Raw genomic sequence first — 20,220 nt, 5'->3', positions numbered from 1 at the left:
AGCCGGTGACGAGCTCGTCCGTCGCACGACCCGACGAGGTGCGCCGGCACAACCGCACGACCTTGCTCCGTCTGCTGCACGTCGGCGGGCCGAGCACCCGGGCGACCCTGGCCGCGGAGCTGGGGCTCAACCGGAGCACGATCAAGACCCTCGTCGACGGGCTCGCGGAAGCGGGCGTCGTCGAGGAGAAGGTGCCGAGGCCGGGACGAGGGGCGGGCCGCCCCTCGCTCCTGGTCCTGCCCCAGCCGCACGCGGCGGTCGTGCTCGCGGTCGACCTGCAGGTCGAGCACGTGGCGATCGCGCTGGTGGGGCTGGGCGGCCAGATCCTCGGCCGCAACAGCTGGAACTTGCGCGGCCGGATGCGCGAGGCGGACGAGGTGATCACGCACGTGATCGAGTCGGCCGCCGTGCTGGCCGGCGACCTCGGGGTCACGCCCGTGGCCGTCGGGGTGTCGGTGCCCGGGGTCGTGCGGCGCGCCGACGGCCACGTGCACGAGGCGCCGAACCTGCGCTGGACCGACGTCGCCCTCGGCGAGCGCCTGTCCGGCGTGCTGCGCATCCCCGTGCTGGTCGGCAACGACGCCGAGCTCGGCGCTGTCGCCGAGCACCTGCGCGGCGCGGCCCGCGGGTCGTCCGACGCCGTGTTCGTGTCCGCTGACGTCGGTGTCGGCGGAGGCGTCATCGCCCAGGGCTCGTCGCTGCGGGGCGGTGCGGGCTACGTCGGGGAGATCGGCCACATGGTCGTCCGCCCGGGCGGACGACCCTGCTACTGCGGCAGCAGCGGCTGCTGGGAGACCGAGATCGGCGAGGCGGCCCTGTGCCGGGCACTGGGCCTGCCGGAGGACACCGCACGGGGCGCGATCCTGTTCGAGCTGCGGGAGCTGGCCCGCGACCCCGAGGCGGCGCTCTCCCGGCTCGAGGAGTTCTCGGAGTGGCTCACGCTCGGGCTCGTCAACGTGGTCAACCTGCTGGGCCCGCAGCTCGTCGTGCTGGGCGACCTGCTCACGGTGCTGCCGGACTCGGTGATCCGCGCCGTGGCCGCCGAGGTGCGCCGGCGCAGCCTGGTGAGCCGGGCCGTCGGCGGGACGCGGATCGTGAGCTCGGCGCTGGGCGCGGACGTGAAGCTGCTGGGCGCCGCCGAGGTGGCGTTCGAGGTCGTCCTCGACACGGTCTAGGCAGTTTCGTGAAGGGCACCTTGCCGGACTCCGAGTCCCACAAGGTGCCCTTCACGGACTTCCCGGCGATTGCCCATGGGGAATTGCCGAGTGTGGCGTTTGCCACTGAAGTGCCTGGTATTCGGTTTCGGTGCGGTTTCGGACCGGACAGGAATTGTCAATTCAGCACCCGGTGCAAAACGTGAAGTTGCAAGTGGCGAAGTCGCCGGGGTCTCGGTTTCACCGCGAATGGGTCTCGATACGCCGAAGGCGGCAGGTGCATCGGGCACCTGCCGCCTTCGGGCCGAGTCGTTCGTCTCGGCGTGGTCTCTCGAGACCCCTACTTCTGGATCTCCGCGGCCAGTTCCTTGAGCTTGGCCTCGTGCTCACGGGCGTGGTGCCCGCAGAAGAGCAGCTCACCTCCGGAGCTGAGGACGGCGCGTACCTGAGCCGCAGCCCCGCACCGGTCGCATCGGTCGACGGCGGTCAATTCGGGGCGGGTGAGCGTGGGTGATGTCATGGGGGTCTCCCTCCGTCCCGGTACTGGTTGCCCAGTACCTAGATCCAGCTACGCCCACTTCGGAACTGACGCCCTCGGCGGGATCGCCTCCGGCTCCGCGGTGTTCGTGCTTCCACTGTTCCAGACGTTTCGCGGCCCGCAAGTGTTCCCGCGCCGGTGGGACCTGTGTCACGCCGATTTACCCCAGTTGTCGTAGTCCCATCCCGCTCCTTAGGACAAGGGTGCCTGTGCGTAGTCGTTTTCCGAGGTCAGGCACCATGCGCGAGTGGGTTCTGTGCTATCCGGAAAACGTGCGACGGCCATTCCGGCCCCGGTCTTGTTCGTTCTCAGCGGAATTTCGATGTATGCCGGGGCGGCCATCGCGGTCGGGCTTTTCGGGCACGCCTCCCCCGCGGGGGTCGCCTGGCTGCGCTGCCTGGGCGCCGCCGTGGTGCTGCTCGCGTGGCGCCGGCCCGCCCGCGCTGCGTGGCGGGGCCGGCGGTTCCTGCTCGCCGCCGCGTTCGGCATGGTCACCGCCGTCATGAACGTGGCCTTCTACGAGGCCATCGCCCGCCTCCCTCTCGGCACGGTCGTGGCGCTGGAGTTCGCCGGGCCCGTGGTCGTGGCGGCCGTGGGGTCGCGCACGCGCCGCGACCTCGGCGCGCTGGCGCTGGTGGCCGTCGGCGTCGTCGCGATCGCCGACGTGCGGCTGGAGGGCAGCGCGCTGGGTGTCGTGTTCGCCCTGGCCGCGGCGGCCGCGTGGGCCGGGTACATCGTGCTCGGCAAGCGCGTCGCGGCGGCCGGCGACGGCGTGGACAGCCTCGCGGTGGGCTTCGCCGTGGCCACGGTCGTGCTCTCGCCCCTGGCGCTCGGCACGGGTGAGGTGTGGTCTTCGCCACGTATGCTGCTGCTCGGCATCGGCGTGGGCGTGCTGTCGACGGTGGTGCCCTACGTGCTCGACCAGTTCGTGCTGCGGCGAGTGGGCCGCGCCGGCTTCGCGGTGCTGCTGGCGCTGCTCCCGGTCACAGCCGGCGTCACGGGGTACGCGCTGCTCGCGCAGGTCCCGAGCCTGCCGGAGGCGCTGGGCACCCTCGCGGTGGTCGCCGGGGTCGCGCTGCGCCGCAGGGACGAGCCCGCGTTCGACGATGTCTCGCCGGAGCCGCGATACTGACCCGAACCCCCGGAGGTGGCGATGACCAAGGCGGCGTCGGCAGTTGCGAAGGACCTGGCCTTGTCCGGGGTGGGCGGGGTGCACCTGTCCTGGGCCGACAACAACGGCATCCCGCGCTCGCGCATCGTGCCCATCCACGGCCTCGCGGGCGCCGCCGCCCGCGGCGTGGGAGCGACCTCGCTGTTCGCCGTGTTCGACAGCCACGACGCCATCACCTACGGCCACGCGGGCCTGGCGACGCCGTCCGGCGACATCAGGCTCGTGCCGGTGCTCGAACGCCTGCGCCGCCTCGCCGGCCAGCCCGCGCTCGCCTGGGCGCCCGCACGGCAGGTCGCCGCCGACGGCTCGCCGTGGCCCTACTGCCAGCGCTCGGTGCTGGAACGCCAGGTCGCCGAGGCCGGCCGGCGCGGGCTGGAGTTCCGTGCCGGCTACGAGCTCGAGTTCGCCGTGACGCCCGCCGGCAGCACCGACATCGTCGCGGCCCCCGGGCACCCCGGCCCCGCCTACAGCCCGCACGCGCTCGTCCGCCTCGACGGGTTCGTCGCCGCGTTGTTGCACGACTTCGCCGCCAACGGCCTGGAGATCGGCCAGCTGCACGCCGAGTACGGCGTGGCGCAGCTGGAGCTGTCGCTGGCGGCCACCGACCCCGTGTCGGCCGCGGACGACCAGCTCCTCGCCCGCCAGACCATCCACGCCGCCGCGCACGCCCACGGCCTCGCCGTGAGCTTCGCGCCACTGGTCAGCCTCGCGGCCGCCGGTAACGGCTGGCACCTGCACACCTCCGTGCGGCGCCGCGGCCGCAACCTGCTCGCGGGTGAAGGCCGGCCTGTTGACGAGGGCGCCGCCTACCTCGGCGGCCTGCTGCGCGACCTGCCCGCGCTGACGGCCGTCACGGCCCCGAGCGTGCCGTCCACGCTGCGGCTGCGCCCGGGCTACTTCGCCGGCGCGTACGCGTTCTGGGGCGTGGAGAACCGCGAAGCGCCCCTGCGGTACGTGCCGGGCTCGGCCCTGCTCGGCCCGGACCACGCGAACGTCGAGCTCAAGACTTCCGACGCGTCGGCCAACCCGTACCTCGCGCTGGCGGTCGTGCTGGCCGCCGGGATGGCCGGCATCGAGGACAGTGCCCCGCTGCCCGAGCCGATCGCCGAAGACCCGGGCGGCTGGACGGCGGGCGAACGCGAGACCCGCGGCGTCCTGCCGCTGCCCGCTAACCCTGCGGACCAGGCCGCGGCGCTGCTCGCGTCGCCCCGCGTCTCGGGCGCCCTCGGCGACGAGCTGCTGGGCGCGTTCCGCGCGGTCCGCGCGTCGGACGCGGCGTGGGCCGCGGACCGCACGCCGGAGGAGATCGTCGCGGCCCACGCTTGGCGGTACTGACCGCGTGGCCGACACTGAGCTCTCCGCCGTGCACTGGCTGCCCGGCGCCGCGCGGCTCATCGCCGAAGCGCGCGCCGAGCTGCCGCAGAAGGACGGGCTCTCGGCCGCCTTCGCGGCGCTGGCCGTGTTGCGGGCGGCCGGCTGCGCCGTGGCCGACCAAGACGAGGTCGCCGTGGCGGCCGGCACCGTGCGCGCGCCGGGCGAGCCGCCGGCCGGGGCGAAGAACCGGGACGACTTCCGGCTGCCCGTCCCGTGCGACGCCGCGACGGCGGGTACTGAGCCGCAAGCGCTGGCCGCCGCCGTGGAAGCGTTGTCGGGCAGGCGGTTGCGGGTCGTCCCGGCGACAGGGGAGTGGTCCCCGCAAGCCTTGGTCGACCTGCTCGTGGCGCTGTGGGACCTGCCGCGAGTGGCGGTGCTCGCGCGGCTGGACCCGGCCGAGCTGGGCTCGCCCGACACCCCGGAACGCGCGCTGCTCGACTACCTCCACACCGGCGTCCCTCCCTTGTGGACGAACCGGTGGCGCCCGCCGGGCCACCACCACGTGCTGGTGGCCGGCGTGCGGATCGGCGCGGAGGGCACACTGCTGTCCGTTGTGGACACCTACGCCGCGCTGGGAGACAACGGGATCCACGACCAGCCGGCGGAATGGGTCACGGCCGCGCTGGCCGCCTCGGGAGTGCTGCTGCTCGTCGCGGACGCGGCCCACGCCGGCGAGCTCGCCGAAGCGGTCGCCGGCGCGGGCCTGCGGCCCGGCTTCGCCTAGGTGGTCGACCCGGCCCGGTTGCCCGGCGCGAGGCGGGAGTGCTTGCGGCCGTAGAAGAAGTAGATCAGCAAGCCCAGCACGAGCCACGCGGCGAAGCGGATCCAGGTGAGCACGTCGAGGTTCAGCATGAGGTAGAAGCACGCCACCGCGGCGATGATCGGTACCACGGGGGAGAACGGCACGCTGAACGGCCGCTTCAGGTCAGGGCGGCGCTTGCGCAGCACCGGCACGGCCAGCGCGACGATGATCATCGCCGAGAGGGCGCCGATGCTGACCATGTCCGACAGCGCGGAGATCGGCACGAACGCCGCGAGCGCCGCGATCAGGATGGCGCCCAGGATGGTCATGCGGTGCGGGGTGCCCCAGCGCGGGTGGGTGGTGCCGATGGCCTTGGGCAGCAGGCCGTCGCGGCCCATCGCGAAGCCGATGCGGCCGATGGTCACCAGCTCGACCATCATCACCGACGTCAGGCCGGTCACCGCGCCGAGCGAGATCAGCGCGCCGACCCAGTGCTGGCCGACGCTGTCGAACGCGGCCGCGAGCGGGGCGCCGGTGTCGATGTCGGTGAACGGGATCATGCCCGTGAGCACGATCGAGACGGCGATGTAGAGCACGGCGCACACGGCCAGCGCGCCGAGGATGCCCACGCGCAGGTCCTTGCGCGGGTTGATGGTCTCCTCGCCGAGGTTCGCCAGCGCCTCGAAACCGGTGTAGGCGAAGAACACCACGGCCGCGGCGGTCACGACACCCGCGATGCCGTACACGGACTGCTCGAGGCCGAGTGCGGCCTGCACCACCGGCTGTTCCAGCACGCCCGAGCCACCCGAGGGCGGCTGCGCCGGCGGGATGAACGGCGTCAGGTTGGCGCCCTTGATGAAGAACACCCCGACCACGATGATCAGGATGCACACGGCGACCTTCACGCACACCAGCACGTTGGTGAGCCACGCGGATTCCTTGATCCCCAGCACGGCCACCACCGTCAGCACGGCGATGATGATCACCGCGCCGATGTTGACCTTCGCGTCCTCGCCGAACCACGTGGGCGACAACCCGAGGAGGTTCGCCAGGTACCCGGACCACCCGCGCGACACCACGGCGGCGCCGAGCGCGAACTCCAGCAGCAGGTCCCAGCCGATGATCCACGCGAACACCTCGCCGAGCGTGGCGAACGCGTAGGTGTAGGCGCTGCCGGCTGTCGGCACGCTGGAGGCCAGTTCGGCGTAGCAGAGCGCCGCGAGCCCGGCCACGACCGCGCCGATCACGAACGACAGCGTGACCGCCGGGCCCGCGTGGGTCTTGGCCTCGACGCCGGCGAGCGTGAAGATCCCGGTCCCGATGATGATCCCGACGCCGAACCCCACCAGGTCGCGTCCCCTGAGCCGCCGCTTCAGCTCGCCCGAGTCCTGGCGCTTCAGGACCTCGTCCACGTCCAACGTTCTCCGCACACCCATGGAAGAACGTTAGAAGCTCACGGGCCGGCCTGCAGATCGGCTGCTCGACGCGGACTTCAGTTCAGCGCGAGCCCGGCTTCCTGCGCGAGGATCGCGGCCTGCACCCGCGAACGGAGGTCGAGTTTCGTGAGCACGCGCGAGACGTGCGTCTTCACCGTGGTCTCGCCGATGTGCAGGCGGGTGCCGATCTCGGCGTTGGACAGGCCGGCGCCGAGGCAGCCCAGCACCTCGCGTTCGCGGTCGGTGAGGTCGTCCAGACCAGAGAGCGCGGTGACGAGTTTCCCGGCCGACTGCGCGAATTCCGTGATGAGCTTGCGAGTCACCTGCGGCGCCGGCACACCCTCGCCCGCGGCGACGAGCTTCACGGCCTCGATCAGCCGCGGCGCTTCGACGGACTTGAGCAGGAAACCCGCGGCACCGGCGCGCAGGGCGGCGTGCACGTACTCGTCGAGGCTGTGGGAGTGGCTGCCGCGCCTCGGCGGCCTCGTGGGCATCTGGCTCTTCGCCGGTCCGCTGTGGACCGAGCTGTTCGGCAAGAAGGAAGAGCCGAGCAAGCAGAAGGTGACCTCGTGATCGAGCTCCTCGGTCTCCTGCTCGTGATCCAGGGGGCCGGCGGGCTCATCAACCGGCTCGCCGGCTGCACGAACCCCAGCTGGTTCGTGCAGCTGCACCTGCTGCCCCCGCAGCTGCACATCGCGGCCAGCGCCGTGCTGCTCGCGGTGGGCGCGGGCGTGCTGTTCGCCGGACAGGCTCGCAAACGCCGGCGCGATCACCTGTGACGCGGCTTACACTGGACGCGTGGCCGACGCGACCGGCAGCGTGGCCGGGCCTCTCGTCCTCTTCGCCGTGGTCAGCCTCGCTCCCTCGGCGCTCTTCTGGTGCGCGCTGCGCGTGCCCACCCTCTGCCACTGGCTGCGCGACCGCCGCCGCGAACGGCTCCAGCCGGCGGGCCCGCCCGTCGAACGTCTCTCCGCGGACCTGCGACGGGTGCACCGCGTGCTCGCGTCGTACCCGCCCGGCACTCCGGCGGCCCGGCGCATCGGCACCCGCCAGGCTTACGACGAGCTGCTGCAGACGGCCTGCCGCGCGGTCGGCGTCGAGCACCGGCTCGAGTCGCTGCCCGAGGGCATCGACCGCGATCTCGAACGGCTGCGCATCGAGGAGTCGTTGAGGCGCGAGGGCCTGGCGGTGCCCTGAGCGGCCGGGGTGCGGAGTGTGATCGAGTGCCGCTGACGGGCCTGCCAGGATGAGCCCATGGACTTTCGCCCCCTCGACCGCCCGATCGGGGCGTTCCAGCAGCAGCTCGGCCCCGAGCAGATCCGGGCGGTGTGCGAGCGCGTGTTCGGGCCCGGGACCGTGGTCCGCGGCGCGACCGAGCTGGGCTGGGGCGGCTACAACACGACCTACCGTGTGGAGCTCGCCGACCGACCCGTGATCCTGCGCGTGGCGCCCGAGCCCGCGCGCCAGACTCGGACCGAGTGGCAGTTCATGCGCAACGAGTACGTCGCGGCGCCCTACTTCGCACCCATCGCGCACCTGCTGCCACGCACGATCGCGGCCGACTTCACCCACGAGGTGCTCCCGCGCGACTACGTGGTGCAGGCCGTGCTCGCCGGCCGCGCCGGGCCCGACGTCCTCCCGACGTATCCGCCGGCCGAGCGCGGGCCGTTCTTCCGCGAGCTGGGCCGGCTGACGCGCCTGGTGCACGACGTGCGTGGGCCCGCCTTCGGCCCGGTCGCGGGGCCGCACTTCGCCACGTGGAGCGAAGCGCTGGTCGCCTTCTTCGCCGACAACGCGCTCGACCTGGAGGACCTCGGCCTCGACGCCGCCGACGTGCGGGAGATCGGCAAGCTCGCGGCCCGCGACTCGGCGCTGCTCGATGAGGTCACCGAACCGCGCCTGCTCCACGGCGATCTGTGGACGGTGAACGTGATGCTCGCCGACGATCTCCGCGTCACCGGCGTCTACGACCACGACCGCAGCTCGTGGGGGGACCCGGCGGCCGACTGGCCGATCCGCATGGCGCTGGCCAAACCCGGCACTGAGCGCGACGAGTTCTGGGAGGCCTACGGCCCGCTCGACACCTCGCCCGAGGCCCGGCGGCGGATGCTCTACTACCGCGCCCGCCACCTCGGCGCGCTGCGGCTGGAGCGCCACCGCCTCGACCAGGCGGAGAAGCTCGCGGACTCCTACGACGAGCTGGCCGTCGTCCTCGGGGAGCTGGGCTCAGACTGACGGGTCGGAGCCGCGCAGCGCGGCCCACCAGAACCCGAACGCGGCGACGAGCACGGTGACCACGAGCCACCCGCTGAAGCCGCTGCCGTCGACGAAGGCCCAGAACGCGCCGACCACGGGGGCGACGGCCAGCACCGGCAGGTCGGCGCGGAACTGGCGGGCCAGCGACACCGGGCGCGCCGCGGCGAGCGCGCGTTCTTCGTCGGGCTCGGCGGGGTTGTCGGTGCGGCGGCCGCGCGGTTCGGTGGCCCGCACCGAGCCGGCCGAGTACAGCAGCTCGTCGCCGACTTCGACGGCGACGAGCCGGTCGCGGCGCACGTCGCCGCGGACCACGACCTTCGTCGGCGCGGGCAGGCCGATCAAGGTGGGGGAGAAGTACACCGGGATCCAGCGCGGTGACGCCGTCTCGGTTTCGAGCCAGGACCGCGTGAGCAGACCGCGTTGCACCTTCACCCGTCGCACCGGGATCGGTGACGTCGATGCCGCGGCTCGCGCGGGCCGGACGAAGCGTGTGAAGAACAGGAAAAGATCGACGGCCAGGACCGCCGCGGCCGCGACCACGGTCACCGTGGCGTAGGTTGTCGCGCGGTCGGCGGTCACGATCGGGGTCGCGTCGCGGATCAGCGCGCGGGAGGGCTGCGCGGGGTCGTACAGCACGGGCACGCTCGTGCCGGTCTTCGGCGCCGAGCTGTCGAGCGCGACATCCGCCGTCGCGAGAGACCCGCCGGCCACCGGGAAGCGCACGGTCGCCGAGCCTTCACCGCCGCGCACCACCGTGCCCGTGGCCTGCGCCGTGATGCCCCGGACGTCGGCCTGCGCGTGGGAGAACTCCAGCAGCTGCAACACGAACACGGCCGCGCACGCGACCAGCACGACGGCGCTCGTCACGAGGATGTGGCGCACCGGCCGCAGCCGCAGGAAACTCCGCATGAGTGCCACCTTAGGTGTCTACAAAGGAAAGAGCGGCGCGGGCCGGGGCCCGCGCCGCTCTCCCGGGGGTACAGCGTTACTTCACGAAGCCGATCTTGGTGTAGTCGTACGGCGTGTTCGCGTAGCCGGGCGAACCGAAGTTGCCCAGGGTCTTGCGCACGGCGAACGCACCCGGCGACTGGAAGATCGGGAGCTGGTGGCCCAGGGCCCAGATCTCCTTGTCGGCGGCGTTGATGTCCGCGGCCCGCTTCGTGTCGTCCAGTTCCTGGGCCGCGGTGTCGAGCAGCTGGTTCAGCTTGTCGTCACCGATGCGGCCGTAGTTCTGGTTGATGTTCTTCGGGTCGAGGTAGTAGATGCCCTTGCTGCCGCCGATCGGGAACGAGTTCGACAGCCAGCGGAACAGCGTCAGGTCGAAGTTGCCGACGTTGACGTAGTTCTTGAAGAACTCGGTGCTCGGCACGGCCTGGATGTCCAGCCCGACACCGATCGCCTTCAGCTCCGACTGCATGATCTGGCCGGTCTGCTGGCTGATCGGCGTCGCCGTGGGGATCACCAGGCGCAGCTTGAGCTGCTTGCCGTCCTTGGCGCGCAGGTCACCGGACTGCTTCCAGCCCAGCTTGTCGAGCTCGGCCTTCGCGGCGTCCGCGTTGTACTTGTACGGCCCCGAGTTGTCCTCGTAGGTCTTGGAACCCTTGAGGTACAGGTGGTTGCCGATCGGCGTGGTGTCCTTCTGCATCTGGCCGAGGATCGCCTTGCTGATCGAGACGGTGTCGATGCCCTTCATGATCGCCACGCGCAGATCCTTGTCGGCCAGGATCGCGCCCGACGCGCCGTTGAAGGTCACGTGCGTGTAGTCCGGGTTGTTGGACTGGCGGATGACCGTGTTCGGGTCGGCCTGCGCGCGCTTGAAGGCGTTGATGTCGTTGTTCAGGTTGTAGAAGTCGATCTGGCCGTTGGCGAAGGCGTCCGGCAGCGCGGCGCGCTCCACGACCTTGTAGGTCACGGTGTCCAGCTTCGGCTTCGGGCCCCACCAGTTCGGGTCGCGCTCGAAGACCACGGTCTTGCCGGTCTGGTCGATGCTCTTGACCTTGAACGGGCCGGCGGTGATCAGCGGCTTGGCGGCCCAGGCCTTGTTGAACGTGTCCGGGTCGGCGTTCAGCTCCTTGGGGTAGAGCGGGCTGAACAGCGACTTCCACTCCGCGAACTTCTTCGCGAAGGTGATCTTCACGTCCTGGTCGTCAGTGCCCTTTTCGACCTTGGCGATGTCCTCGTACCCGGTGGTACCCGACACCTGGTAGGCGGGGTTCTTGCCGTTGAGCACGTTGGCCTGCGCGGCGTAGTCCTCCCACGAGAACTGCCGGCCGTTGCTCCACTTGGCCTTCGGGTTGATCTTCAGCTCGACCACCTGCGGGTCGGTGCTGATGACCTCGGCCGAGGTGAGGTAGCTCGGGTCGACACCCACCGACGCGTCCGCGTTCTGCGGGAACGGGTAGGGGATGATGGCGCCGTCCATGTAAGCGCCGTCGGCGACCGTGCCGTCGACCTCGTTGTAGTTCCAGTTGTCGGGCAGCTGGTCGACCGGCCACTTGAAGTCGCCGCCGTCCTTGAGCTGGTCGACCGGCATCGCATTGATGTCCGCGGTCTTGACCTGCTGCGTGCCGGCGTCCTGCAGGCCACTGCTACCACTGCTGGAAGTGCCACCGCCACAGGCGGCGAGCAGAAGCCCCAGAGCGGCAACGGGAGCCACGACTGCGGCCATTCTCCGTCGCATCATGTTTACCTTTCTTTCCCTGTGTGCCAACGGATGCGTGGCTACACGACTTCACGGGTCTTGGCGTAGTGGCAGGCGACGTCGTGGTCGTCCGCACGGGACTCGCGCGGCGGCTCGACGTCGATGCACTTCTGCTTGTCCTGTTCGGACAGTTGCGAGAACACGAAACAGCGCGTGCGGAACCGGCAGCCCGACGGCGGGTTCGCCGGGCTGGGCAGGTCGCCGGTGAGGATGATCCGGGTCCGCTCGCGTTCCTTGATCGGGTCCGGGATCGGAATCGCGGACAGCAGCGCCTGCGTGTACGGGTGCTGCGGCGCGTCGAAGACGGTCTCCACGTCGCCGATCTCGACGATCTTGCCGAGGTACATCACGGCCACGCGGTCGGCGATGTGCCGGATCACCGAGAGGTCGTGGGCCACGAACAGGTACGACAGGCCGAGCTTCGCCTTCAGCTCATCGAGCAGGTTGATCACGCCGGCCTGGATCGACACGTCCAGCGCGGACACCGGTTCGTCGAGCACGATCAGCTTCGGCTCGAGCGCGAGTGCCCGGGCGATGCCGATGCGCTGGCGCTGCCCGCCGGAGAACTCCGCCGGGTACCGGTCGGCGTGCTCCGCGCGCAGCCCCACGAGCCCGAGCAGTTCGGGCACGCGCTTGGCGATGTGCGCCTTGCCGTAGCCGTGGGTCACCATCGGCTCGGCGATGATGTCGCCGATCGGCAGTCGCGGGTCGAGCGCGGCCATCGGGTCCTGGAACACCACCTGCAGGTCGCGCCGGATCTCCTTGCGCCCCTTGCCGTTCAGCTTCGCGACGTCTCGGCCGAGCACTGCCACCGACCCGTTCTGGGGTGCGGCCAGCTCGAGGATCTCCATCAGCGTGGTCGACTTGCCACAGCCGGACTCGCCGACCAGGCCCAGCGTCTCGCCCTCGACGATGTCGAAGCTGATGCCGTCGACCGCCTTGACCACACCGGCCTTGCGCTTGAGCACCGCGCCCTTGGTGATCTGGTAGTGCTTCTGCAGGTCCTGCACGTCGAGCACGGCGGTGCGCTGCGCGCGCGGCAGCTTCGCGACCGCCGCCTCCTCGATCACCTCGGCGCCGTAGACCTCGGCCGCGTCGGCCTTGGGGCCGGCGAGCTCCTCGGTGCGGATGCAGGCGGCCCGATGCGTGGTGTCGACCGGCGCGTTCGGGTTGCCCGGCGTGATCGTGAACAGCTCGGGCTCGGCCTGGTGGCACGCGTCGATCGCCAGCGGGCAGCGCGGCGCGAACGGGCAGCCCGAGGGCAGGTTCACCAACGAGGGCGGCTGGCCCTCGATCGGCACCAGCGGCTGCTTCTCGTGCGCGTCGACGCGGGGGATCGAGCCCAGCAGGCCCAGCGTGTACGGCATGCGCGGCTGGGCGTAGATGGTCTCGACCGGGCCCTGCTCCACGGCGCGCCCGGCGTACATGACCATCAGGCGGTCGGCGAACCCTGCGACCACGCCGAGGTCGTGGGTGATGATCACGATGCCGGCGCCGGTCACCTCCTGCGCGGTCTTCAGCACTTCCAGCACCTGGGCCTGCACGGTCACGTCGAGCGCGGTGGTCGGCTCGTCGGCGATGATCAGGTCCGGGTTGTTGGCGATCGCGATGGCGATCACCGCGCGCTGGCGCATGCCGCCGGAGAACTCGTGCGGGAACGCCTTGGCACGCGCGGCGGCGTTCGGGATGCCGACGAGGTCGAGCAGCTCCACGGCCCGGTTGTTGGCCTGCTGCTTGGTCATCGAGCCCTTGGCGTGCACCAGCAGTGCCTCGGCGATCTGCGCGCCCACGGTGTACACGGGCGTCAGCGCCGAGAGCGGGTCCTGGAAGACCATCGAGATCTTCTTGCCGCGCAGCTTGGACAGCTCGGTGTCGGACTTGCCGATGAGCTCGCTGCCCTGGAACCGGATGGAGCCGGAGATGCGCGCCTGCGGCGGGAGCAGGCCCATGACCGCGAGCGATGACACCGACTTGCCGGAACCGGACTCGCCGACGATGCCCAGCACCTCGCCGGCCGCGACCTGGTAGGAGAGCCCGCGGACCGCGTGCACGCGGCCGGATTCGGACGGGAACGACACGTCGAGGTCGGCGACCTCCAGGACCGTGCCGGTGGGCTTCTCGGTCTCCGCGCCCAGTGCGAGCGAGGCGGTCATGCTGTGGCTCCTGTGGTGCTGGGGGACTTCGTTTTTTCGGCGATGCGCTTGCGCTCCTTGCGCCGCGACCGGCTCGACGACGGGTCGAGCGCGTCGCGCAGGCCGTCACCCGCGTAGTTCACCGCGAGCACGGTGACCACGAGAAAGCCCGCCGGGATGTAGAACAGCCAGGGGAAGGTGCGCACCGCGTCGGTGCCGCTCGCGATGAGCGTGCCGAGCGAGACGTCGGGCGACTGCACGCCGAACCCGAAGAACGACAGCGAGGTCTCGGTGATGATCGCGACGCCGACGTTGATCGTCGCGTCGATGATCAGCAGCGAGGCCATGTTCGGCACGATGTGCTTGGCGATGATCCGCCACGACGGCTGGCCCATGAACTTCGCGGCCTTCACGAACTCGCGTTCGCGCAACGTCAGCGTCATGCCGCGCACGATGCGGGCGGTGATCATCCACTGGAACAGTGCGATCAGGCCGACCAGGATCACCCACGTCTTGCCGCGGAAGGCGGGCGAGAGGATCGAGATGATCAGGAACGGCGGCAGGATCAGCAGCAGGTCCACGACCCACATGGCGATGCGGTCGGTCCAGCCGCCGAAGTAGCCGGCGGCCGCGCCGACGATCGAGGCGACGCCGGTGGAGAACAGCGCGGCCAGCAGGCCGATCGTGAGCGACTTCTGCAGCCCGCGCATGGTCTGCGCGAACATGTCGCCGCCGATCTGGTTCGTGCCGAACCAGTGGTTCCCGTCCGGCGGCAGCAGATTCGACAGCGGGTCGAGCTCGTCGTACGACCACGGCGTGTACCAGGTGTAGGTGAAGGCCAGCACGTAGAACAGCACGATCACGGCCAGCGAGATGACCGCGAGCTTGTTGCGCAGGAAGCGGCGCAGCACGAGCTTTCCGCGGCTGGACGACTTGCTTTCGGCCTCGCTGCGCGGGTCGACCGCCAGCACGGCGGAATCGGCGATGTCGGCCTCGTTCACGGGAGCGGCCATCAGATCCTCACCCTCGGGTCGAGCGCGGCGTAGAGCACGTCGGCCAGCCACCCGGCCAGCAGCACGCAGATCGCGATGAACAGCGTCACGGTCGCGACGATGTTGGTGTCCTGCTTCTGGATCCCGGTCACCAGCCAGTCGCCCATGCCGTACCAGCCGAAGATCCGCTCGGTGAAGATGCCACCCGTGATGAGCAGGCCGAAGCCGAACGCGAACAGCGTCGCCATCGGGATCAGCGCCGTGCGCAGGCCGTGCTTGAACAGCGCGCGCCGGCGGGTGAGGCCCTTCGCCTGAGCGGTGCGCAGGAAGTCGGAGCCGAGCACGTCGAGCATCGCCGAACGCTGGTAGCGGCTGTAGTACGCGACCTGCGTCAGCACGATCGCCAGTGTCGGCACGATGATGTGCTGCAACCGGTCGAGCAGCACGTCGCCGAAACTGCCGTCGATCCCGCTCGTCTCGCCCTGCACGATGAAGAACTGGTACCCGCCGAGCAGGTTGTCGTTCACCGACTGGGCGCCCGCCTTGAGGATCGTGGCGATCACGAAGACCGGGGTGGACAGCACGACGAACGAGAACGTGGTGGCCACGTAGTCGCTCACCTTGTACTGCCGGATCGCGCTCACCACACCGACGAGCACGCCGATGATGATGCCGATCGTGATGCCCAGCAAGAACAGCCGAAGGCTCACGCCGGCACGGCGGAAGAGCTCGTCGGTGATCGGCTGGTCGGCGACCGTGCGGCCGAAGTTCCCCTGCAGCACTCCGCCGAGCCAGGTGAAGAAGCGCTCGGGGATGGGCTGGTTCAGGTAGAGCTCGGCCGCCTTGGCGTCGATAGTGGACTGCGGAGCCGGTGGGTTCCGCAGCTTCAGCGCGTCGAGCGGGCTGAAAGCCAGCGACGCCAAGGAAAAGGCCGCGAAGGTGGCGACCAGGCACAATGCCACGTAGTTGACGAGGCGGCGGAGGAGGAAGCCGATCACAGTTTCCTCGATTCACCGGGAACGGAGGTTCCACTCCGTACCGACGGCCACGCCTGACTCTCGCCCCATTGAGTTTTCGTCGAAAACACTAGCCGGTGCTGCCTTCCGAATGCTGCTGACGCTCGTTGTCGGCGCAGCATAATCCGGAGAAGGCCCTCCGATCTTCGTTCCCAGGCAACCAAATAATCACGATTTCCGCCGCAGGCACGTGAAGGACCGACTTTCGGCTGTTGCGGTGGACGGGGGCCGCGAGGTATTCACTACGTGCGGTTCGTCGCGGTGGGTGTGTGGGTGAATACCGCGGATCACGTTCCGGAAATGTTTCCGGGGACGGACGGAAATGTTGAAGACGGCCGCGGAACGTTGGAAACGGACATACCAGTCATGGTTTGGACCTCTACGCCTGCCGGTGACCCGCCGGGCAGAGGTCCAGTCCTGTGCGCCGGCCCCTCTTCGTCCACAGTGGCCGGTCGAGCCGGTGCTGAATCGAAGCGTGCCGAGCGGAGCGTGCCCGATCGATCAGCGCCCGAATCGATCAGCGCCCGATCGATCAGGTGCCCAGTGGATCTTCGTGCACAGCAAAGAACCCCGCCACCGGATTCCGGTGACGGGGTTCCTCGTCGAGACCGAGCGATCAGTCCAGGTAGTCCCGGAGGACCTGGGATCGCGACGGGTGCCGCAGCTTCGACATCGTCTTCGACTCGATCTGGCGGATGCGCTCACGCGTGACGCCGTAGACCTGGCCGATCTCGTCGAGCGTGCGGGGCTGGCCGTCGGTGAGGCCGAAGCGCAGCCGGACCACGCCCGCCTCGCGCTCGGACAGCGTCTGCAGCACCGACTGGAGCTGGTCCTGCAGCAGCGTGAACGACACCGCGTCGACCGCGACGACCGCTTCGGAGTCTTCGATGAAGTCACCGAGCTGCGAGTCGCCCTCATCGCCGATGGTCTGGTCCAGCGAGATCGGCTCACGCGCGTACTGCTGGATCTCCAGGACCTTCTCCGGCGAGATGTCCATCTCCTTGGCGAGCTCCTCGGGCGTCGGCTCGCGGCCGAGGTCCTGAAGGAGTTCGCGCTGTATACGGCCGAGCTTGTTGATGACCTCCACCATGTGCACCGGGATGCGGATGGTGCGGGCCTGGTCGGCCATCGCGCGGGTGATCGCCTGGCGGATCCACCACGTGGCGTACGTCGAGAACTTGTAGCCCTTGGTGTAGTCGAACTTCTCCACCGCGCGGATCAGGCCGAGGTTGCCCTCCTGGATGAGGTCCAGGAACGCCATGCCGCGGCCGGTGTAGCGCTTCGCCAGCGACACCACGAGCCGGAGGTTCGCCTCCAGCAGGTGGTTCTTGGCGCGCTCGCCGTCGCGCACGATCCACTTGAGATCGCGGCGCATCTGGGTGACGAGCTTCTCGCCCTCGTCCTCGGCGGTGCGCACGCGCTCGGCGGAGTAGAGACCCGCCTCGATGCGCTTGGCGAGCTCCACCTCCTCCTCGGCGTTGAGCAGCGCGACCTTGCCGATCTGCTTGAGGTAGGCGCGCACCGAGTCGGCCGAAGCGGTGAGCTCGGCGTCCTTGCGCGCCTGGCGCAGCGCCTCGGACTCCTCCTCGTCCCAGACGAAGTCGGGGTTGTCCGAGGCGGACTTCGGCCCCTTCTCGGCGGCTGCGTTGCTACGGCGGCGCGCGGCGGGCGTCTCCGTCCCCTCGGCTTCTTCTTCCGAGTCGTCGGAGTCTTCTTCGGCGACCTCGTCGTTGACCGTCTCGTCGACGACGTCGACCTCGACCTCTTCCAGGTCGGACAGGTCCGGGCTGTCGAGTTCGGCCTCGTCGAGGTCGACCGGGCCGTCCGGGTCGCCGTCTTCGGTCTTGGACGCCTTGGTGGTGGCCTTCTTGGCCGGCGCCTTTTTGGCCGGAGCCTTCTTCGCGCCGGCGGTCTTGGGTTTCGCCGCGCCGGTGGCTGCCTCGTCGGCCGGCTCGCCGGCTGCGGTCGCTGTCTTCGTCCCGCTTCGGGTTGCGGTTCTTGCGGCTGCCACTTACGCCCTTTCGCAGCGGTCGATCATGACGAGCCGAGGTATCGCCACCTCGGCTGCCTCACATTCGGGGAACACGCCTCGGCCTGCGGTTTTCACTCCCGCAGCCGTGGGCCGCGTTCCATTGTAACGACGGCCGGGCAGTGCGTCGCGAAGCGATCACCCTCCGGCCTGCCGCACGGTACCTGTACGTGACCTTCCCGTGACCCGCGCGTAGGTTTCGCGGCCGTTCACGGGCGGGTCCGGGTCAGTGCGCGATGCCCTCGACCGCGGCCGCGGCGGCGCCGACGATGCCCGCGTTGTTCTGCAACGAAGCCACGATCACCGGGGTCCGGACGTCCAGCAGCGGCACCCACTTCTCCGCCTTCTTGCTCACGCCGCCGCCGACGATGAACAGATCCGGCCAGATCAGATTCTCCAGCACGGTCAGGTAACGGTGTACCCGCTTGGCCCACTGGTGGTAGCTCAGGCCCTCGTTGTCCTTCACCGACGCCGCGGCGCGCTTCTCCGCGTCGTGGCCGTCGACCTCGAGGTGGCCGAACTCGGTGTTGGGCACGAGCTTGCCGTCGTGGAACACGGCGCTGCCGATGCCGGTGCCGAAGGTCAGCAGCGCGGTGACGCCGGTGCGCGCGGCCTCGTCGCCGAAGCGGATCTCGGCCATGCCGGCCGCGTCGGCGTCGTTGAGCATCGCCACGTCCGCGACGCTCTTGCCGAGCCGCTTGGCGAACAGCGCGTCGGCGTCCGTGCCGATCCAGGCGTGGTCGATGTTGGCCGCGGTGTGCGCGACCCCCTTCTTGACCACCGCCGGCAGTGTCACGCCGACCGGTCCGTCCCACTCCGCGATGTGCACGATCTCGGCCACCACGTCCGCGACGGCGTCGGGCGTCGACGGCTGCGGCGTCTCGATCCGGTGTCGCTCGCCGATGAGCTGTCCCGTTTCCAAATCGACCAGCGCGCCCTTGATCCCGCTGCCGCCGATGTCGATTCCGAAACCTCGGGTCGCCGTCACTGACGTGGTCCCTTCTCGCACGATTCAGATGTCTGCTCCGGAGACTTTAACCGGATGTGGTGACATGTCCGACGTGGGAGCTGACGAGTCGTTGCTGAAAAGCGTTGCGGAGCAGGTGGCGGTCGAGGCGGCCGGGCTGGTGCGGGCGGCCTGGACCGCCATGCAGGCGGGCGGCGTGGTCCGCGTGGACACCAAGTCGGCGGACACCGACGTGGTCACCGCGATCGACAAGGAGTCCGAGGAGCTGGTGCGCGAGCGGCTGGCCGAGCTGCGCCCGGGCGAACCGGTGCTGGGGGAGGAGGGCGGCGGCGCCGCGGCCGGGTCCGGCGTGACGTGGGTGGTGGACCCGATCGACGGGACCGTGAATTTCCTTTACGGGCTGCCGGCGTTCGCGGTGTCGCTGGCCGCGCAGGTCGACGGGGTGTCAGTGGCCGGCGCGGTCGTGGAACCCGTCAGCGGCCGCCGCTGGACGGCCGCGCGGGGCCAGGGCGCCTGGCTCGACGGCCGGCGCCTGTCGGCGTCCTCGCCGACGCGCCTGGACCTGTCACTGGTGGGCACCGGGTTCGCCTACGCGCGCGATCGTCGCGTGCGCCAGGGCGCGCTCGCGGGCGAGCTGCTCGGGCACGTGCGGGACATCCGCCGCGGCGGAGCGGCGTCGCTGGAGCTGTGCGCGGTCGGTGCGGGCTGGCTCGACGCGTACTTCGAGCACGGCCTGCACCGCTGGGACTGGGCCGCCGGGGCGCTCGTCGCGGCCGAGGCCGGCGCGACGATCCTCCTGCCGGGCTCGGCACCCGATCTGGGCGAGGACGTGACCTTCGCGGCGGCGCCCGGCATCGCGGAGCCGCTGCGGCAGGTGCTGGCCTCGCTGGACGCCAAGAGCGTCTGACGCCCGCCCTGGACCCCCGCCCGGGGGTCCAGGGTCAGCAGGCGACGTCGCGGGCCGCGGCGAGCATCGTCTGGTCGATCACGGGCGCGCCGGGGCCCGAGGACTGCTCGTTGCCGCCCCCGCCCTGGTGGGACTTGGACCAGTCGGCGAGCTTCTGGAGGATCTGGCGCGCCTCCGGGCGCGGGCGGACGTCGTCGAAGAGCGTGCCGGTGACGAGGTCGACGCTGGCGTCCTTGCGGTTGTCGCGCACGAGTTCGGCACACGGCACCACGAGGCTCACCGTGCGGGCGGCCGCGGCGCCGTTCTCGCCGTAGCGGATCTGGCCGCGGCACTTGGCGTCGCCCTTGGGGTAGGCCGGGTCGTTGGCCGGGTCGCCGATGGCGGTGAAGCCGAGCTCGCGCAGGGCCGTGGTCGTGATGCCGCCCTGGCCGCGCGTGGTGCTGGCGTTGAGGACTTTCAGCGCCACCTTGTCGGGGGGCACGGGGGAGCGGTCGTCGAGGCCGTTGTGGGCCACGGTCGTGTAAGTGGTGCCCGGAGGCGGAGTGGGGGCCGGCGTGCAGAGCACGGCCTCGTCGACGTCCCCTCGATCGACCACGGCGTTCACCCACACGAACACCGCGCCGAGGGCGAGCACCCCGATCACGATGAGCGCGGGCAGCGGCCGGTGCTTGCGATAAGGCCGCGCACCACGGTCCCCCGAGCCGTTCCCCGACGCCACCTGCCCCGTCCCTTCCCGAACGCGGAAACCCCGTCCGCGGACCCCGCCCCGCAGGACCCCACAACCCCGTGGCGCCGCGCGCCCCGG

At 70.5% G+C, this 20,220-nt stretch carries 18 protein-coding genes and 1 pseudogene; 8 read left to right on the top strand and 11 right to left on the bottom strand.

Annotation, left to right across the window (positions count from 1 at the left end; all coding sequences use genetic code 11):
- Positions 1 to 5 precede the first annotated feature (5 nt).
- Positions 6 to 1,175, top strand: a complete 1,170-nt coding sequence (locus ABZU76_RS24665; RefSeq protein ID WP_354873471.1) for an ROK family transcriptional regulator — start codon at positions 6 to 8, stop codon at positions 1,173 to 1,175.
- Between the two features lie 319 nt (positions 1,176 to 1,494).
- Here ABZU76_RS24665 and ABZU76_RS24660 read toward each other — a convergent pair whose 3' ends face one another.
- Positions 1,495 to 1,674 (bottom strand): hypothetical protein, encoded by a 180-nt coding sequence (locus ABZU76_RS24660; RefSeq protein ID WP_220238323.1) that lies wholly within the window; start codon positions 1,672 to 1,674, stop codon positions 1,495 to 1,497.
- A gap of 340 nt (positions 1,675 to 2,014) precedes the next feature.
- On the opposite strand from ABZU76_RS24660, the gene ABZU76_RS24655 reads away from it, so the two are divergent.
- From ABZU76_RS24655 to ABZU76_RS24645, 3 genes are read left to right on the top strand one after another with little or no spacing between them, the layout of a single operon-like run.
- The gene (locus ABZU76_RS24655) at positions 2,015 to 2,824 is read left to right on the top strand and encodes an EamA family transporter (RefSeq protein WP_354873469.1); all 810 of its coding nucleotides are present in this window, start codon (positions 2,015 to 2,017) and stop codon (positions 2,822 to 2,824) included.
- Between the two features lie 21 nt (positions 2,825 to 2,845).
- Positions 2,846 to 4,198: a glutamine synthetase family protein gene (locus ABZU76_RS24650; protein ID WP_354873467.1), complete on the top strand. Its 1,353-nt coding sequence runs from the start codon at positions 2,846 to 2,848 to the stop codon at positions 4,196 to 4,198.
- Positions 4,199 to 4,202: 4 nt separating this feature from the next.
- Positions 4,203 to 4,961, top strand: a complete 759-nt coding sequence (locus ABZU76_RS24645) for a hypothetical protein (RefSeq protein WP_354873465.1) — start codon at positions 4,203 to 4,205, stop codon at positions 4,959 to 4,961.
- On the opposite strand, the gene ABZU76_RS24640 is transcribed toward ABZU76_RS24645, so the two are convergent.
- Together ABZU76_RS24640 and ABZU76_RS24635 are read right to left on the bottom strand one after the other, a co-directional pair.
- Positions 4,958 to 6,415, bottom strand: coding sequence for an amino acid permease (locus ABZU76_RS24640; RefSeq protein WP_354873463.1), 1,458 nt, complete (start codon positions 6,413 to 6,415; stop codon positions 4,958 to 4,960). The genes ABZU76_RS24645 and ABZU76_RS24640 overlap by 4 nt on opposite strands.
- Positions 6,416 to 6,471: 56 nt before the next feature.
- Positions 6,472 to 6,867: pseudogene (locus ABZU76_RS24635) on the bottom strand (response regulator transcription factor); the annotation flags it as partial.
- Between the two features lie 117 nt (positions 6,868 to 6,984).
- Here ABZU76_RS24635 and ABZU76_RS24630 point away from each other — a divergent pair.
- The 3 genes from ABZU76_RS24630 to ABZU76_RS24620 are packed head-to-tail and all read left to right on the top strand — an operon-like array spanning position 6,985 to position 8,650.
- Positions 6,985 to 7,194 carry a hypothetical protein gene (locus ABZU76_RS24630; protein WP_354873461.1) on the top strand — a complete coding sequence of 70 codons (210 nt, stop codon included), beginning with the start codon at positions 6,985 to 6,987 and terminating at the stop codon, positions 7,192 to 7,194.
- Positions 7,195 to 7,213: 19 nt separating this feature from the next.
- Entirely contained in the window at positions 7,214 to 7,612 is a 399-nt protein-coding gene (locus ABZU76_RS24625; protein ID WP_354873459.1) for a hypothetical protein, read from the top strand.
- Between the two features lie 57 nt (positions 7,613 to 7,669).
- Positions 7,670 to 8,650, top strand: coding sequence for an aminoglycoside phosphotransferase family protein (locus ABZU76_RS24620; protein WP_354873457.1), 981 nt, complete (start codon positions 7,670 to 7,672; stop codon positions 8,648 to 8,650).
- Here ABZU76_RS24620 and ABZU76_RS24615 read toward each other — a convergent pair.
- From ABZU76_RS24615 to ppgK, 7 genes are all read right to left on the bottom strand, one after another.
- Positions 8,642 to 9,580, bottom strand: a complete 939-nt coding sequence (locus ABZU76_RS24615; RefSeq protein ID WP_354873455.1) for a DUF3592 domain-containing protein — start codon at positions 9,578 to 9,580, stop codon at positions 8,642 to 8,644. The two genes, ABZU76_RS24620 and ABZU76_RS24615, sit on opposite strands and share 9 nt — an antisense overlap.
- A gap of 76 nt (positions 9,581 to 9,656) precedes the next feature.
- The gene (locus ABZU76_RS24610) at positions 9,657 to 11,339 is read right to left on the bottom strand and encodes an ABC transporter family substrate-binding protein (RefSeq protein WP_354873453.1); all 1,683 of its coding nucleotides are present in this window, start codon (positions 11,337 to 11,339) and stop codon (positions 9,657 to 9,659) included.
- Positions 11,340 to 11,392: 53 nt separating this feature from the next.
- Positions 11,393 to 13,525, bottom strand: coding sequence for an ABC transporter ATP-binding protein (locus ABZU76_RS24605; protein ID WP_354873451.1), 2,133 nt, complete (start codon positions 13,523 to 13,525; stop codon positions 11,393 to 11,395).
- A complete protein-coding gene (locus ABZU76_RS24600; RefSeq protein ID WP_354873449.1) occupies positions 13,522 to 14,517 on the bottom strand; it encodes an ABC transporter permease in 996 nt (331 codons plus the stop codon). The genes ABZU76_RS24605 and ABZU76_RS24600 overlap by 4 nt, the downstream gene beginning before the upstream one ends.
- Positions 14,517 to 15,494, bottom strand: a complete 978-nt coding sequence (locus tag ABZU76_RS24595) for an ABC transporter permease (RefSeq protein ID WP_220238333.1) — start codon at positions 15,492 to 15,494, stop codon at positions 14,517 to 14,519. Before ABZU76_RS24595 ends, ABZU76_RS24600 begins: the two co-directional genes overlap by 1 nt.
- A 634-nt stretch (positions 15,495 to 16,128) precedes the next feature.
- Positions 16,129 to 17,523 (bottom strand): RNA polymerase sigma factor, encoded by a 1,395-nt coding sequence (locus ABZU76_RS24590; protein ID WP_354873447.1) that lies wholly within the window; start codon positions 17,521 to 17,523, stop codon positions 16,129 to 16,131.
- A 244-nt stretch (positions 17,524 to 17,767) separates the two neighbouring features.
- Complete coding sequence (gene ppgK / locus ABZU76_RS24585) at positions 17,768 to 18,529, bottom strand: polyphosphate--glucose phosphotransferase (protein WP_354873445.1); 762 nt, start codon at positions 18,527 to 18,529, stop codon at positions 17,768 to 17,770.
- A gap of 64 nt (positions 18,530 to 18,593) precedes the next feature.
- On the opposite strand from ppgK, the gene ABZU76_RS24580 reads away from it, so the two are divergent.
- Entirely contained in the window at positions 18,594 to 19,415 is an 822-nt protein-coding gene (locus tag ABZU76_RS24580; RefSeq protein WP_220238336.1) for an inositol monophosphatase family protein, read from the top strand.
- A 34-nt stretch (positions 19,416 to 19,449) separates the two neighbouring features.
- On the opposite strand, the gene cei is transcribed toward ABZU76_RS24580, so the two are convergent.
- A complete protein-coding gene (gene cei, locus ABZU76_RS24575; RefSeq protein ID WP_354873442.1) occupies positions 19,450 to 20,133 on the bottom strand; it encodes an envelope integrity protein Cei in 684 nt (227 codons plus the stop codon).
- Positions 20,134 to 20,220: the final 87 nt, after the last annotated feature.

This window comes from Amycolatopsis sp. NPDC005232, from assembly GCF_040607795.1.
GTDB lineage: Bacteria > Actinomycetota > Actinomycetes > Mycobacteriales > Pseudonocardiaceae > Amycolatopsis.
The sequence above is the reverse complement of the archived record's forward strand: the minus strand, read 5'-3'. Positions and strand labels throughout refer to the sequence as shown.